Raw genomic sequence first — 16,046 nt, forward strand, 5'->3', positions numbered from 1 at the left:
ATATGATTCGGCCCCTGTCATGGCCGATTTAGTCGTGCCTGATCTCGCTGTGAGGGAGCGGCGGCGCCATTAGGAACTATACTTAGAAGTTTCGTATTTGATCGTCAAACGGCTTTGCGTGTCGCGACGATTTGCCATGACATGCGAGGGTCTTGGGCGGGCGCCTGCCGGCGCGAATCAGGTCGCCGCTCCCTGGGCCGCCGGGGGGCGCGGACGTTGAAGCTCCTGGACCCATTCAGCATAATCGGTCGAACGCACAGTCCGGACGACGATCGGTGCGAGCGGAAGGGTTGCGCCGCGGCTGCCTGAATACCCTGGAACCTGGGGGCTGCGACCAGGCCGGGGCTAACGGTCGAAGCAACGCCGTCCATCGACAGGCGAAAACAAGGGCGTCGCGCGTTCGGTCCTGGGCCCTCGTCCTGTCAATGCCTCGGACAGAACGGAGCGCTGGCGGACATCGCAATCACCTTTTGGGTGCGTGTTGCAATTCAGGTTCGAGGAGCGGAACTGCCCGTGCCAGCAGATCCATGGTCTGGGCGAGATGTTCGGTCTTGGCCCGAGCTGTGTTGGCAAGATCCTTTCGTAACAATATTCTCGCGCGCGGACCGGTCACCGTTGCATCGAAGATGAACGCTGCCAGAAAGGGCAGATCCTCTTCTATGTTGCGCACACGCGCCTCCTCCGTCAGCAGATCCTGGATCAATGAGGCGCCGGGGTTGCGATGAATACTGAGCTGCGCCTCGAGCTTGCGTTCGAAAATCCAGGTCGCGAGTGTCTCGATGCCAATGACCTCGGGTTTGAGCGCAGCGTCGAGCATCTTGCGGCAAAGCTTCAGGAGCCGATTGCGTAGGTCTCCCTGATCGCCGGTCGACGGTAATCGCTTTGAGATGGCGCTGGGTGCCGTGCTCGGCACTGGCGATCAGAAGCTGGGTTTTCGATCCGTAACGCGAATAAAGCGTGCGCTTGGAGACGTTCGCGGCCGCGGCAATGTCATCCATGTTGGCGCCTTCCACCCCATGGGCGATGAACTGGTCGAGCGCGACCTGCAATATATGCTCGCCCAATTGCGCGGCTATTTCCTGCGGCGGCCGTCCGCCTTTTGGATCGCGCGGCGCCAGCTTGTGTCGAGGTGATCGGCGGCTTGTCACCTTTTTGTCATTACCTTCCTTTTTCATGCGGGCCAAAGACCGCACTTGATCCGGGGCGGGAAAGCGGCAATAACGACACTCATAAGTATAGATACTAATAGTCCGGAGAGGCGCGACGGGGGAAACCGCGCGGCGTGACCTGAAAAATGGAGCCGGAGTATCATGACGGGAATTGCACTCGTAACTGGGGGAACACGTGGAATCGGCGCGGCAATCGCCCGGTCGCTCAAAGCAGCGGGATGGAATGTTGCCAGCATATATCATGGAAACGACGCCGCCGCCGAGCTGTTCCGGGATGGTACGGGCATTCCCGTCTATAAATGGGACGTCGCGGAGGAACAGGCCTGCCGCGAAGGCCTGGCCCGCGTGGAAAAGGAACTGGGCCCGGTTTCAGTGCTGGTGAACAATGCCGGCATCACGCGCGACACCATGTTCCATCGGATGAGCTTTGCGCAGTGGCGCGAGGTTCTTGGCACCAACCTCGACTCGATGTTCACAATGACGCGCGCCGTCATCGAAGGCATGCGCGAACGCCGCTTTGGCCGGATCATCAATATCTCCTCGATCAACGGCCAGAAGGGCCAGATTGGCCAGGTGAACTATTCGGCGGCCAAGGCGGGTGTGATCGGCTTCACCAAGGCGCTGGCGCAGGAAAATGCGTCGCGCGGCATCACGGTCAACGCCGTATGCCCCGGCTATATCGACACCGAGATGGTCGCTGCCGTGCCGCAGGATGTCCGCGAAAAGATCATCGGCGGCATTCCCGTCGGGCGCCTGGGCGATCCGGCTGAAATCGCCGAAGCCGTTTGTTGGCTGGCCTCGGACAAGGCCGGTTTCAATACCGGCTCGGTGCTCACGATCAATGGCGGGCAATATATCGCCAACGGCTGAAACTCTTGCCGTCCATGAATCTAATGCGTGGTTCGTCTTCCGATCTGCACTCCAGATCCAACCCCACTTCAAGGAGCAGTCTCATGAGCTATCCGTTCGACCAGTTTGCCGCTGTCGCCGGCGCCAATCGGCAACTCGCCCTCAAATGCGCCGAGATCATGCGCGAAGCCGGCCAGCGCCAGGCGGCGATCGCTTCGCGCACGTTCGAGCTTCTCTCGGCGCAGAGCGCGGAGAAGGCGGGGGCTGTGCCTCTGCCCAATATCGCCGGCTTTTCCGAGATGTGGCAGGAAATCAGCCGGAACGGTCAGGCGTGCGCCCAGGACATGAAGGGCGCGCTCGACGATTGGCGGGCCGGGGTTGGTGACAGCCTGTCACCCGGCCAGGTCCAGGAGCAGGCGGCTCATGTGCTGCAACTCTGGACGTCTTTCTTCACACCCTCCCAGGCGGGAGATGCCGCAGCCGCCAAGGCGCCTGTGACCGCCCCGGCCAAGACCGGAACGGCCAAGCCCGAGACCGACAAGACCTGAAAACCACAGTTCGACCGCCATGCCGCCAACCTGCGGCATTTCGGCAGGGCGGGGGCAGGTTGAAGTCTTCTTGCAACAGGGGATGTTGTGCGATTTACTGATCAAGTCCATATGAAAGGGTGGCGCCTGCCGTGCTTTCCCCTGCGGCCGAGGACCGCTGTTGTCGCCGCTTTGATGGTGGGTGTGACCGGCTGCTCTTTTGCGCCTGAGCATGTCCGGCCACCCCAGCCGGTGCCGCCGACCTACGAGGCGGCCAACATCGCCGGGACCACGATCGCGCGCATCGGTTGGCACGACTTCTTCCGGGAAGCCGAGTTGCAGCGGCTGATCGGCGAGGCGCTCGCGAACAATCGCGATATCCGCATCGCGGCGACCCGCGTCGCCGAGGTCCGCGCCGCCTGGCGGATCGAGGGCTCCTCGCTCTATCCGCAGCTCGATGCGGTCGGCACGGGAACGCGGGGCCGGACCCTGTTCAATCTCCCCGGCGCGGGCGCTACGCCTGTCGATGTCAAACAGATCAGCGCGCAGCTCTCGGCCAGTTGGGAGATCGACTTCTGGGGACGGCTGCGCAACCTGCGCGATGCCGCGCGCTGGCAGTATCTGGCGACCGAGGAAGCGCGCCGCGCGGTCGCGAGCCAGCTCGTCGCGCAGGTCGCCAACGGCTATCTTCTCGAACGGGAATATGAGGAACGGGTCGCACTCGCCCGGCACTCGATCGAAACGCGCGAGGAAGCGCTGCGCATCATGCGCCGCCGCTATGAGGTGGGATCGGGATCGAAGCTCGAGATGACCCAGGCGCAGCTGCTCCTGGGCCAGGCCAATACGACGATGCAGGGGCTGGAGCAGGACCGGGCCGTCAACCGCAATGCTCTTGCGGTGCTGATCGGGCGGCCTGTCGAGATCGCGTCCGGGACCCTGTCTCTGACCGACGTGCCCGAACGGCTCACGCTGCCTGCCGGGCTGCCCTCCGACCTTCTGGCCAACCGCCCGGATATCGTGGCGTCCGAATATCAGCTGCGCGCCGCCAGCGCCAATATCGGCGCGGCGCGGGCGGCCTTTTTTCCGAACATCAGCCTGACGGGCGCATACGGCACGATGAGCGATGAGTTGGACGGGCTGTTCTCCGGCGGCAGCGAGGCGTGGAGCTTCACCCCGACCATCCGCCTTCCGCTTTTCAACGCGGGACGCCTGAAGGGCAATCTCGACGTGGCCAGGGCCCGGCAGGAACGGGCGGTCGCGCAATATGAACAGACCGTGCAATCGGCGTTCCGCGACGTGTCCGATGCCCTTGTCCGCCGGCAGCAGTTGCAGCTGCAGATCGACACGACACAGCAGATGCTGGACGCCCAGCGCGAACGCGCGCGGCTCGCCCAGCTTCGCTTCGACAATGGCCGCTCGGCCTATCTGGAGGTGCTGGATGCCCAGCGCGACCTGTTCGACGCCGAACAGGCCCTGGTCCAGCTTCGGCGGGCCGAACTGGCCAGCATCGTCGTACTTTATTCGGCGCTGGGCGGAGGATTTGTCGCGGACGACGCCTTCGACGGCAACCTATCGAACAGAAACGGGGAACAGTCACAATGACGCAGACGACAGGCAAGACCTGGTTCATCAGGGGCGCGATCGTCGCGGCGGTCGTGGCGGTGGCCGTGATCCTCTGGTCGCTGCTCAGGCCCGCGGACCTGCCGGAGGGTATCGTCAGTGGCAATGGCCGGCTGGAAGCGCTCGAGATCGATATCTCGGCGAAAACGCCGGGCCGCATCCGCGATATCGTCGCCGAAGAAGGCCAGTTGGTGAAAGCCGGCGAGGTCGTCGCCCATATGGATGTCGAGACGCTCTCTGCTCAGCTTTCTGAAGCGAAGGCGCAGCTCGCCCAGGCGCTCAATGCCGTCCAGATCGCGCAAACCCAGGTGGGGCAGCGGCAGAGCGAACGCGCGGCAGCGCTCGCCACTGTCCGCCAGCGGGAAGCCGAACTCAATGCGGCCCGCAAGCGGCTTGGCCGGTCGGAAACGCTTGCGCGCGAAGGCGCCACGCCGACGCAGGAGCGCGACGATAACCAGGCGGCGGTCGAAGGAGCTTCCGCCACGGTAGAAGCCGCGCGCGCGCAGTTGGCGTCGGCCGACGCCAATATCGCCGCAGCGCGCAGCCAGGTCATCGGCGCCCGATCCAATGTCGATGCGGCGCGCGCAACCATCGCGCGGATCGAGGCGGATATCCGCGACAGCGACCTCAAGGCGCCTCGCGGCGGCCGCATCCAGTATCGGGTTGCCCAGCCGGGCGAGGTCGTCGCCGGCGGCGGCCGGGTCATGAACCTCGTCGATCTGACCGACGTCTATATGACTTTCTTCCTGCCGGAAACGGTCGCGGGGCGCGTGCGCATCGGCAGCGAGGTTCGCCTGGTGCTCGATGCCGCGCCCGATGTCGTCATTCCTGCAAAGATCAGTTTCGTGGCCGATGTCGCGCAGTTCACGCCCAAGACGGTCGAAACGCAAAGCGAGCGCCAGAAGCTCATGTTCCGCGTCCGGGCGAAGATCGATCCCGCGCTGCTCCAGCGCCATATCGCGCTGGTAAAAACAGGCCTGCCGGGCATGGCCTATGTGCGGATCGATTCCCAGGCAGCCTGGCCGGACAAGCTGTCGAACCTTGTAAAGGAATAGGCCGGTGGCTTCCCCCACGCCCCCCCAGGGGCCACCGGTCGTCCGCCTTGCCGGAGTGCGGTTGCGCTACGGCAAGGCGGAAGCCCTGCGCGGCATCGACCTCAACCTGAGCCCAGGCCGGATGATCGGTCTGATCGGCCCCGACGGGGTCGGCAAGTCGAGCCTGCTATCGCTGGTCGCGGGCGCTCGCGCCGTGCAGGAGGGGACGGTTCATGTGCTCGGCGGCGATATGGCCGACCGCCGTCATCGCGAGGACGTCTGTCCGCGCATCGCCTATATGCCGCAGGGTCTGGGACGGAACCTCTATCCGACACTGTCTGTCGAGGAAAATCTCCAGTTCTTCGCCCGTCTCTTCGGTCATGGCGCGTCCGAGCGCCGCCGCCGGATCGATGCGCTCACCCGCAGCACGGGGCTCTATTCCTTCCTGTCGCGGCCTGCCGGCAAGCTGTCGGGTGGCATGAAGCAGAAGCTCGGCCTGTGCTGCGCGCTGATCCACGATCCCGATCTCCTGATCCTGGACGAACCGACCACCGGCGTCGATCCGCTGGCGCGCGCGCAGTTCTGGGATCTGATCGCCGGCATCCGCGAAGATCGTCCCGGCATGAGCGTGATCGTGGCGACGGCCTATATGGACGAAGCGCAGCGGTTCGACTGGCTGGTGGCGATGGATGATGGCGCGATCCTGGCTACGGGCACGCCTTCGCAAATCCTTGAGCGGACCGGCACGGATCATCTCGAAGCTGCCTTCGCCGAACTGTTGCCCGAAGAGAGGAAACGCGGCCACAAGCCGGTCATCATCCCGCCGCTCGACGTCGACGAGGATGACATCGCCATCGAGGCGGAGGGGCTGACCATGCGCTTCGGCGATTTCGTCGCCGTCGATCATGTCAGTTTCCGCATCCGCCGCGGCGAGATCTTCGGTTTCCTCGGCTCAAACGGCTGCGGCAAGTCGACGACGATGAAGATGCTGACCGGACTGCTGCCGGCAAGCGAAGGGCGGGCCTGGCTGTTTGGCCATGAGGTCGATCCGCACGACATCGCGACGCGCAGGCGGGTTGGCTATATGAGCCAGGCTTTCTCGCTCTACGGCGAACTGACCGTACGGCAGAATCTCGAACTGCATGCGCGGCTGTTCCATGTGCCGGTCGACGAAATACCGGGCCGCGTCACCGAGATGGCGGAACGCTTCAGTCTCGAGCCGGTCATGGACGAGCTGCCCGAGCAACTTCCGCTCGGTATCCGCCAGCGTCTCTCCCTCGCTGTGGCGATGGTTCACAAGCCCGAACTGTTGATCCTGGATGAACCCACCTCCGGCGTCGATCCGGTCGCGCGTGACGCCTTCTGGCGGTTGCTTGCCGAACTGTCGCGCCGGGACAGGGTGACCATCTTCATCTCGACCCATTTCATGAACGAGGCCGAGCGCTGCGACCGCATGTCGATGATGCATGCGGGGAAGGTGCTCGACAGTGACGCCCCCGCGAAGCTCGTCGAGAAGCGTGGTGCTGCGACACTGGAAGAAGCCTTTATCGGCTATCTGGTCGAGGCCGGCGGCGACGGGGATGGGCAGGCCGCCGAAAGCGCGATTGTCGCGCCTGAACGGCCCCAGGAAAGCCATCAGGTCAAGCGCCGCTTCAGTCTGCAGCGCATGCTGAGCTATGTGTGGCGCGAGGCCCTGGAGTTACAGCGCGATCCCCTTCGCGGCACCCTGGCTCTGGCCGGCTCGGTGATCCTGCTGCTGGTGATGGGCTTTGGCATCAGCATGGACGTGGACAATCTGCGTTATGCGGTGCTGGATCGCGACCAGAGCAGTATTTCCCAGCGCTATCAGCTCGACATGGCGGGTTCTCCCTATTTCGTCGAGCGGCCGCCGCTCACCGACTATGACGATCTCGACCGCCGCATGCGGAGCGGCGAACTGGCGCTCGCCATAGAGATTCCGCCCGGGTTCGGGCGCGATGTCCTGCGCGGCGAGCGCGTCGCCCTGGCCGCCTGGTTCGATGGCGCCATGCCCATGCGCGCCGAGACCGTGCAGGGCTATATCCAGGGACTGCATCAAAGCTGGCTGACCGACCAGATGCGCATGGCCGGGGTGGGAAGCACCGCCGGTTCTATCTCGGTCGAGAACCGATTTCGCTACAATCCCGACGTGAAAAGCCTGCCGGCGATGGTGCCCGCGGTCATTCCGCTGCTGTTGCTGATGTTGCCCGCCATGCTCGCGGCCCTGGCCGTGGTGCGCGAGAAGGAGACGGGCGCGATCATCAATCTCTATGTGACACCCGTCACCCGCGCGGAGTTCCTGCTGGGCAAGCAACTGCCCTATGTCGCGCTCGCCATGGTCAATTTCATCGTCATGGTGCTGGTCTCGGCCATCCTCTTCGATGTTCTTCCCAATGGCAGCATCGTGGCCATGATGACGTCGGCTTTCCTCTTCTCGCTGATCGCGACGGGCATGGGTCTGCTTGCCTCCGCCATAACGCGCACCCAGATCGCGGCGATGTTCCTCGCCATGGTCGGCACCCTGATCCCGGCGGTGACCTATGGCGGCATGATAGATCCCGTATCGTCGCTCGAAGGGGTAGGGCGGGCGATCGGCGAGATCTATCCCGCAAGCCATATGTTCACGATCACGCGCGGCGTGTTCAACAAGGCGCTGGGCTTTGGCGACCTCGTCCACTCCTTCTGGCCGCTCCTGGTCTCGGGACCGGTCATCGTCGGTCTGGCGATCGCGCTCCTTAAAAAGCAGGAAAGCTGACATGCGCCAGAAGCTCTCCAACATCTACCGTCTGGGCGTGAAGGAATTGTGGAGCCTGTGGCGCGATCCGATGATGCTTCTGTTGATCGGGTTCAGCTTCACCTTGTCGGTCTATATGTCGGCTTCCTCCATGCCCGAAACGCTGCACAAGGCTGCGCTTGCGATTGTCGATGAAGATAATTCACCGCTCTCGCAGCGGATCGTCGCGGCGTTTTATCCGCCCCAGTTCAAGGAGCCGGTAATGATTAGCCCGGCACAGATCGACCCCGGCCTGGACGCGGGTACATACACGTTCGTGCTGCATATCCCCTCCGGTTTCCAGCGCGACGTGCTGGCGGGGCGTCCCGCCGAGGTGCAGCTCAACACCGATGCGACGCGCATGTCCCAGGCTTTTACCGGCAGCGCCTATATCCAGCAGATCGCTCTTGGCGAGGCCAATGAGTTCCTGCAGCGCTATCGCGGCAGGACGGCGCTGCCGGTCGACCTCGAGCTGCGCGCCCGGTTCAATCCGACCCTCGACAAGAGCTGGTTCGGCGGCCTCTCCCAGATCATCAACCAGATCACGATGCTGTCCATCATTCTCACCGGCGCCGCGCTCATCCGCGAACGGGAGCATGGCACGATCGAGCATCTGCTCGTAATGCCTGTGACGCCGTTTGAGATCATGATGAGCAAGGTCTGGTCGATGGGGCTGGTCGTTCTCGTCGCCTCCTTCGTGTCGCTCACATTCGTGGTGCGCGGCGCGCTTGGCGTTCCCGTTGCGGGATCAACGACATTATTTTTCGCCGGCGCGGCACTTGTCCTGTTCGCGACGACATCGCTCGGCATCTTCATGGCGACGCTCGCGCGCAACATGCCGCAATTCGGAATGCTCGCGGTCCTGGTCCTGTTGCCGCTGCAAATGCTCTCCGGGGGCACCACGCCCCGCGAGAGCATGCCGCAGATCGTTCAGGACGTCATGTTGATTGCGCCTACGACCCATTTTGTCGAGCTAGGCCAGGCGATCCTGTTCCGCGGCGCCGGGTTCGATGTCGTCTGGTCCCAATTTCTCGCGATCGCGGGGATCGGCGCGCTGTTCTTCGCGATCGCGGTGTCGCGATTTCGCAAGACGATCGCGTCGATGGCTTGAGCGGCGGGACCGACGAATGAACGCAGAAAGATACAGAGGTTCGTCTGGTCCGATCGCGCTGACAGATGCGATGAAAGCGCCGCGGGCCGGCTCTTTGGCCCTACCCTGACGCTTATCTCTCGCCGAAGGAGGCAAACGGTCGATCAATCAATTTATAGAAGATATTGGTTTAAGCACCCATGCATCATCATCTCGACGCAGTCGCGGGCCAGGCGCTGCTCACGTAAGTGTGCGTTGTCGGAGCCGGCGCCGCTGGCATCACATTAGCCCGAAAGCTGCTCGAGTCAGGCATCGACGTCGTGTTGCTGGAAAGCGGCGGTATCGACTTCGACCCCGAGATTGCCGCGCTCAATGAAGGCGAAATCACCGGGCTCGACTATTACGACCTGGAAAATGCGCGGTTGCGCTTCTTTGGTGGGTCAACAGCGATATGGGGCGGCCGCTGCGCGGAACTCGACCCGATCGATTTTGCCAAGAGATCTTGGGTCGAACATAGTGGCTGGCCGGTCAGTTGGGCGCAGATGCAGCCTTATTATCGGCAAGCCAGGGAAATTCTTGGGTTGCGCCCAAGGCATCCTGTCGCATCTGATCTGATCGCGGCGGGCATCGCCATGCCTGATTTCAACCCCGATCGCATTCGCTCCCTGCTTTGGACCTTCGATGAGATACATGGCCGCTTTTCCTTCGATAATTGCCGGGACCTGCGTGACCATCCCCGCTGCCGGATTGTCACGCAGGCGACCGTACAGGAGGTGGTGGCCGCTCCCAGCGCGCGAACTATCGACCATCTGGATGTGCGCAGCCTTTCGGGAAATCGCATCACTGTCCGGGCGCGCCACTATGTGCTTGCGACCGGCGGCATCGAAAATGCCCGGCTGCTGCTGGCATCGCGATCCATCATGCCGATGGGACTGGGTAATGGTCACGACTGGGTCGGCCGTTGCTTCATGGAACATCCTCATGCGCGAGGCGGACGTGTCATCTCGGGAAAGACATGGCTACTGCTGAACGCTTTTGCCAAAAGGCATAGAGTGGAGGGGCAGCCGGTTGCTGCGCTGCTGGCACCGGGCATCGAGCTCCAGAAGGAGCAAGGGCTGCTCAACACCTCGCTGACGATCGCTGGACGTCAGCCGCCTCATGGGCGTGAAAGCTATGCAATGCGGACCTATGGCCGACTGAAGCATGAAATGGCGCCTGACCGCCGTGGCCGCAGACTGTGGATGACGGTCAAGAAAAACGCCCATCGCATCCTGCGTTATTCCGAGCCGGCGCGGCCTTGGGTCCTCAACAAGATGCGGCTGCTCGATGTCGCCCTGCTTGTGCGGGCCGAGCAGGCACCCAATCGGGAAAGCCGGGTCATGCTGTCGAACCTTCGTGATCCGATGGGCGTGCCGATTTCGCGCCTGCATTGGCGCACCAGTGCAATAGACACGCATAGCGTCGCCGGTCTCGTCCATGCGCTCGACGCCGAATTGCGGCGCCTGAATCTGGGCACAGTCGAGGCGGCACCCTGGCTGGAAGGCGAGGACTGGCAATTTGATCCGCTGGTGAGCGCGCATCCGATCGGCGGTTATCATCATATGGGTACCACCCGCATGTCGGATAGCCCGCACGAGGGAGTTACCGACAGCTATGGTCGGGTCCATGGCATCGAAAACCTGTCCATTGCAGGCAGTTCACTCTTCCTGACATCGGGCTGGGCCAATCCGACCCTGACGATTATCGCGCTTGCCTGTCGCACAGCAGCGGCGATCGTGGAGGGCCTCAAGGCCGGCGAGAAGACGCGTTCGGGGATGGTCATAGAGGCTGAGAGAACGCGGTGAGCGGGATTGTCATTCGGATGATTTTATATGATCGATCACCGGGACCGCTGCCCGGATCGCCTTTCAGAAACACCTGCCGACAACGGAGGAGGCACGCTATGAACCTGCCCGGATGATGGCGATCCTCAGAATCTTGATCGGCAGGTCTGCCTCCCCCTAGATGCCGCATCCGTGGTCCCGCTGTGCAAGCAGGTTCGCGGGCTCGTCACGACGCTTGGCGCCTTGCCGAGCCTTGCACAATGACCGTATTTCCAGAGGAGACGACCCATGCTGACCGTTCATCATCTTGGCATATCGCAATCAGACCGGATCGTCTGGCTTTGCGAGGAATTGGCGATACCCTATGACTTGGTCCGCTACGACCGCGATCCCGTCACACGGCTTGCACCTGCCACATATAAGGCGCTGCATCCCGCCGGGACGGCGCCAGTCATTACCGATGACGCCCTTGCACTTTCCGAATCCGGTGCGATCGTCGACTATATCGTAGCCCGCTATGGAAACGGGCGGCTGACCCTGCCGTCGGATCATCCTGACTATGCGCGTTTCCTCTACTGGTGCCATTTCGCCAACGGTTCGCTCATGCCCGCGATGATGATGCTGATGGGTGAGGGAGGAATGGCCCAGGTTATGCGTGATCGCATCGCCCGTTATCTGACGGCGCTCGACACGCATTTCGGCCAGGGTCATAGCTGGCTCGCCGGTGATGTTTTCACGATCGCCGACATCATGATCATGTTTCCGTTGACCACGATGCGGGCGTTTGTTCCCCTTGACCTGTCTCCCTATCCAGACCTTCGGGCTTATTTGAAGCGGGTATCCGGGCGTCCCGGCTTTCAAGCCGCAAAAGCAAAAGCCGATCCCGACCTCGAATTGCCGATCGATTGAAGTCCATGATGGAGCGGGAGCCGACGTATGCTCTCATATCGCTCGTCAAAGGCGATCCCGGGCGCAGTGAAGGCTCGCAGCGCCGGGGGGACCGGAGGGTAGGGGAATAGGGTGGCGATCAAGAGTAAAGGGTGCGCAGCGGCGCCTCAGCGATGGGCTTCGTCCTGTTTTGGGCTCATATGCCCGTTCTGGCGTGCCGACAATGAGTGCGAAGGTTTTTCCTGTTCGTGTCACGACCTTGCGCTGATTGGGCATCCTGAGCGAGATGACCGTTACGGTTTCGATGAACCATTTGCGCTTTTCTCGGAGGCATCCTTTACACCGACCTTGTTCAACAGTTTGCTCCAATCGATCCGGACCAAAAGCACGACGAAGCCGATCATCGCGACCTGCAGCGCTATTCCCATGGGGCTGGAGAACATGGAGGTGAAAAGGTCGTTCATGCTGGTTTCGCGGATGCCCTTCGCGGAATAGGCGTAGATGGAATAGGAAACGAGCCGCCCCGCGAAAAAGGCGAGCGTAAAACCCAGCAAGCGAATGCCTGCAAAACCTGCCGCAGCGAACAGTTGAGCCGAGGGTAACGGCGACAGTGCGAACAGGCCCAGGGCCAGTATCATATTGCGCTGCCTGGCTTCCAGCGCCTGGCGGGCGGCTTCCAGGTTCTGACGATATTTTGCCGGCAAATACCCGCCGAAAAATCGGAAAGCATAGGCCAGCGCCAGTCGCCCGGATGCAGCCGCCAGTGCGCCAATGAGAACCAGAGCGACTACCGGCAGGTCTGTGTTCAGACTGAATAACAGGATGATCGACCATGTTGGCGGACCGAATGCGGGTAGCAGGTTCACGCCCAATATGATGACGAACAGCAAAATGTAATCGTTCAAGTCCGCAGTGAGCCTTCATTTATGCATATGGCACGAGCCCACCGCTATGGATGTCGCGTCCCTTGCGCGCAACCCGTTCGCCTGGGCCACGGTGAGGATATAATGTCATTTTTTAAGAATGAGCGAACTGAGTCCGGGGTTTTTTGGGCCAATCCGCGGCTCTTGAACATCAGTTCGCTCATTCTCGAAAACTGAAGTATCCTCGAGGGTGTACTTCTCTCCCCAATTGCGATTGGATCGCATTAAGAATGATGATAGCGTAACCGAATTTGGCAAGGCGATGAGGGACCAGGAGTGCCCAACGGAAAGGCTACCCTCAAATTGTTCCTCTCGCATCGCGAGGCCCTTATCCGTTATGCAAAGAGGATAATGGGCGAAACCGCCGACGCGGAAGACATTGTGCAGGAGGCCTGGCTTCGCGCCAGCACTGGAACCGCCAAGCTGCCAGCGCCGGACGCTATTGCCTATCTGCGAATGACGGTGCGCAACCTTGCGCTGAACGGGACGAGGCGCAAGCAGATCGAGGCGCGGATCTTCGATGCGCGCGACGAGATAGAAGCGATTGGCATTGCGTCAGATCAGCCGGACCCGGAAGTGATCGCGATCTCGCGCGACGAATATGCGCGAATTATTTTCGCGCTCCGGGAGATGCCGGAAAAGATGCGGATCGCTGTCGAAATGCATCGGATCGGCGGTAAAAAACTCACAGAGATCGCAGCCTTTCTGGGAATCTCGAAATCGACAGCTCACACGCTGATCCTTGAAGGCATTGAGCGTTGCCGCGCCATAGCGGATCGCATGTCCGCATGAAAATTCGCATTTCATCCGGAAAAATGCCCTGCTCGATTGTTTAATGAATGGGGGAAAGCCATCATGGCGACTGTTCATCACAAAGGGAAACCATGAGCGCCGGGCGCGACACAGGTGAAGACATGGCCGAACGGCGCCGCGCCAACCGCGAGGCGTCAGGATGGGTCATTCTCCTTCAGGAAGATCCTGAAGATCACGCCCTACGCTCCGAGTTCGACGCATGGCTGGATGCAAAGCCGGTTCACCGGGACGCATGGGCCGAAACGCAGCGCATATCGCATGTTGTCCGCACGATGCCTCCGGCCCACGCCCATCGTTGGCGCAGGGTGAAGCCATCCATCCTGCCGTTCCTCGGCCGAAACAACAGGCGGCGAGCCGCGCATATCTTTCTGGGAGCAGCGGCAGCCTGTCTTGCGATCACCGTGGCCCCCGGTGTGCTGCTCGATCTGCGCGCCGATGCCATTGCGGGGACCGGCGAAATGCGATCGGTTGAGCTTGCCGATGGCAGCAAAATGATCCTCGCGCCAGAAAGCGCCGTCGCGTTCGATGTGAGCAGGGGCGGAGAACGCACAGTGCAGCTGCTTCGGGGCAGGGCATGGTTTGATGTCGCGCCCGATCCCGATCATCCATTCCAGGTCGTCACGGACGTTACCACGACCACGGTTCTCGGCACAGCTTTCGAAGTGCGGAAAGGGGCGGGGCATCAGGTGTCGGTGGCCGTTCGGAACGGCCTCGTCCGTGTGGCCTGCGACGACCAGCCAGATCAGACGGAGAGGCTGACCGCCGGCGAAGCACTCGATCTGAGATGTGCGGAGCAGAGCGCCTTCCGGAAGGATGTCGATCCTGCGCGGATCGCGGCCTGGACCGATCATCAGATCATCGTAAGCGACAGGCCAGTGCGCGAAGTGATCGACGCGCTGAGACCCTGGCATAGCGGTTTGATCCTGACCTATGGCACCGGTCTCGACACACGGCGGGTTACCGGCGTTTATGACACGCGCCAGTCGAGAGAAGTGCTGCAGGCCCTCGCCCAGTCGCATGGTTTGACAGTGCGGAACGTCACGCCATGGGTCACGGTCATCACCGCCGATCAGGGCGACGATTAACAGGGATTCGCGCTTTTTTCCGCTTCCTGTGCATTTTTTTTCCGGAAATTCCCGAGCCTCGATTGTTCTTTATAGTAGGGGCATCTGCAATTGATTATCAGTTGCATGAGATGCCGCCGCTAAGGAATGAAAGGGTGGCTCATAGTGCGTTCGGGGGTTTCAAATTCAGATAAAACACAGGGCCGGATGCTGGCGATATCGTTGCTGGCATCGGTTGCGGCGGTGGGCATTATGGCCCCGCATGCAGCGCAGGCCCAGACTGGCGGCGAGGCTGCTACACATGATTTCAACATACCCGCGCGGACGTTGAGCGAAGCATTGGCCGATTTCGGGCGCCAGTCAGGGATGCAGGTAAACGTGGACGCGGACGAGATCCGCGACCGCGCGTCGCCGGGTGTGTCGGGCCGCATGTCGAGCGACCAAGCCTTGAACCGCTTGTTGGCAGGAACTGGCCTGACTTGGAGACTCAATAACGGGTTCGTCACGCTCCAACCAGCACCCCAGACGGCGCAAGCCTCCGGGGATACGCGAAGTACCGTCAATCTGGGCTCGTTGCGTGTGGAAGGCCAGCAATCCGGTGGCAATGGCGGGTTCGGTCGTGACGGGAGCGTCGGCACCGGTGGTGCGGCGGGCGGCGCGGACGAGATTTTCGCGGCCCCACGCGCAGTTAGCGTCGTCACGCGCGAGGAAATGGACCGCACGCCCGCACGCCACGCTGCCGATCTGATCGCGGAAGTTCCCGGCGTTACCAGCGCGGTCAACCGGCTCAATCCGGGGCTCTCGGTCAATATCCGGGGCATGCAGGACTTCGGCCGCGTCAACATGATGATCGACGGTATGCGCCAGAACTTCGTCCAGAACGGCCACCAGGGTCGAAACGGGCAGATGTATGTCGATCCTGAATTACTGACAGCCGTCGCTATAGAGCGAGGACCGCGAAGCAATGTTTACGGGATGGGTGCGATAGCGGGTAGCGTCGATTTCAAGACTATTGGACCAGAAGATATTCTAAACGGCGAGAGCGATCGCATTGGCGCGAGACTGCGCGCTACGACTGGCCTTGGCGGGGAAGGCAATGGAGTCAATTTTCTTGGAAGCGCCGCGATCGCCGGCAGGTTGACCGATAACATCGAGCTAATGGCTGCTTACTCACGGCGCGACATTGGCGATTACGACGTCGGCACCAAAGGTGATGATGGGCTGGCCAATTTCACTTTTACGGGTGCTGATGGGCTGGAGACGATCAGCCGCATCAAATATGCGAGTCAGCTTCAGGAATCCGCGCTCATCAAAGCGCGTTGGACGCTGGGGGACGGCCATGTCGTTCAGCTGTTGATTTCCACTGAGAAGTGACCCGGGTAGGGCATAAATTTCCACTGAGAATTGACCCATGTTGAACTCGTCCCTGGCTTTGACAAGCGAGGGTATATGGAG

Annotated in this window: 13 protein-coding genes; 11 read left to right on the forward strand and 2 right to left on the reverse strand. The window is 61.6% G+C overall.

Translation table 11 applies throughout. From position 1 onward, the window contains the following. Positions 1 to 463 precede the first annotated feature (463 nt). Positions 464 to 817, reverse strand: coding sequence for a hypothetical protein (locus tag SCLO_RS23720; protein ID WP_066516477.1), 354 nt, complete (start codon positions 815 to 817; stop codon positions 464 to 466). Positions 818 to 1,310: 493 nt separating this feature from the next. On the opposite strand from SCLO_RS23720, the gene phbB reads away from it, so the two are divergent. From phbB to SCLO_RS00970, 8 genes are all read left to right on the forward strand, one after another. Further along, on the forward strand, positions 1,311 to 2,039 hold the full coding sequence (gene phbB / locus SCLO_RS00935) for an acetoacetyl-CoA reductase (RefSeq protein WP_020817741.1): 729 nt from the start codon (positions 1,311 to 1,313) through the stop codon (positions 2,037 to 2,039). Between the two features lie 83 nt (positions 2,040 to 2,122). Further along, the gene (locus SCLO_RS00940) at positions 2,123 to 2,566 is read left to right on the forward strand and encodes a hypothetical protein (RefSeq protein WP_066516480.1); all 444 of its coding nucleotides are present in this window, start codon (positions 2,123 to 2,125) and stop codon (positions 2,564 to 2,566) included. A 174-nt stretch (positions 2,567 to 2,740) separates the two neighbouring features. After that, a complete protein-coding gene (locus SCLO_RS00945) occupies positions 2,741 to 4,147 on the forward strand; it encodes an efflux transporter outer membrane subunit (protein ID WP_048578300.1) in 1,407 nt (468 codons plus the stop codon). Then, positions 4,144 to 5,220, forward strand: a complete 1,077-nt coding sequence (locus tag SCLO_RS00950) for an HlyD family secretion protein (protein WP_037444232.1) — start codon at positions 4,144 to 4,146, stop codon at positions 5,218 to 5,220. Before SCLO_RS00945 ends, SCLO_RS00950 begins: the two co-directional genes overlap by 4 nt. A gap of 4 nt (positions 5,221 to 5,224) precedes the next feature. After that, positions 5,225 to 7,972, forward strand: coding sequence for a ribosome-associated ATPase/putative transporter RbbA (gene rbbA / locus SCLO_RS00955; RefSeq protein WP_037444235.1), 2,748 nt, complete (start codon positions 5,225 to 5,227; stop codon positions 7,970 to 7,972). A 1-nt stretch (position 7,973) separates the two neighbouring features. Next, complete coding sequence (locus tag SCLO_RS00960) at positions 7,974 to 9,101, forward strand: ABC transporter permease (RefSeq protein WP_066516481.1); 1,128 nt, start codon at positions 7,974 to 7,976, stop codon at positions 9,099 to 9,101. A gap of 227 nt (positions 9,102 to 9,328) precedes the next feature. Continuing rightward, the gene (locus SCLO_RS00965) at positions 9,329 to 10,924 is read left to right on the forward strand and encodes an FAD-dependent oxidoreductase (RefSeq protein WP_086485530.1); all 1,596 of its coding nucleotides are present in this window, start codon (positions 9,329 to 9,331) and stop codon (positions 10,922 to 10,924) included. Between the two features lie 267 nt (positions 10,925 to 11,191). Continuing rightward, on the forward strand, positions 11,192 to 11,812 hold the full coding sequence (locus SCLO_RS00970; protein WP_066516482.1) for a glutathione S-transferase family protein: 621 nt from the start codon (positions 11,192 to 11,194) through the stop codon (positions 11,810 to 11,812). A 272-nt stretch (positions 11,813 to 12,084) separates the two neighbouring features. On the opposite strand, the gene SCLO_RS00975 is transcribed toward SCLO_RS00970, so the two are convergent. Beyond that, positions 12,085 to 12,696 carry a hypothetical protein gene (locus tag SCLO_RS00975; RefSeq protein ID WP_066516483.1) on the reverse strand — a complete coding sequence of 204 codons (612 nt, stop codon included), beginning with the start codon at positions 12,694 to 12,696 and terminating at the stop codon, positions 12,085 to 12,087. Between the two features lie 369 nt (positions 12,697 to 13,065). Between SCLO_RS00975 and SCLO_RS00980 the strand changes: the two genes are divergently transcribed. The 3 genes from SCLO_RS00980 to SCLO_RS00990 all read left to right on the forward strand — a co-directional run bounded on the left by SCLO_RS00980 (position 13,066) and on the right by SCLO_RS00990 (position 15,965). After that, a complete protein-coding gene (locus SCLO_RS00980) occupies positions 13,066 to 13,506 on the forward strand; it encodes an RNA polymerase sigma factor (protein WP_231923298.1) in 441 nt (146 codons plus the stop codon). Between the two features lie 92 nt (positions 13,507 to 13,598). Beyond that, the gene (locus SCLO_RS00985; RefSeq protein WP_066703038.1) at positions 13,599 to 14,612 is read left to right on the forward strand and encodes a FecR family protein; all 1,014 of its coding nucleotides are present in this window, start codon (positions 13,599 to 13,601) and stop codon (positions 14,610 to 14,612) included. A gap of 126 nt (positions 14,613 to 14,738) precedes the next feature. After that, on the forward strand, positions 14,739 to 15,965 hold the full coding sequence (locus tag SCLO_RS00990; RefSeq protein WP_083949051.1) for a TonB-dependent receptor: 1,227 nt from the start codon (positions 14,739 to 14,741) through the stop codon (positions 15,963 to 15,965). The last annotated feature ends 81 nt before the right edge of the window (positions 15,966 to 16,046 follow it).

It is taken from the genome of Sphingobium cloacae (assembly GCF_002355855.1).
Taxonomy (GTDB): domain Bacteria; phylum Pseudomonadota; class Alphaproteobacteria; order Sphingomonadales; family Sphingomonadaceae; genus Sphingobium; species Sphingobium cloacae.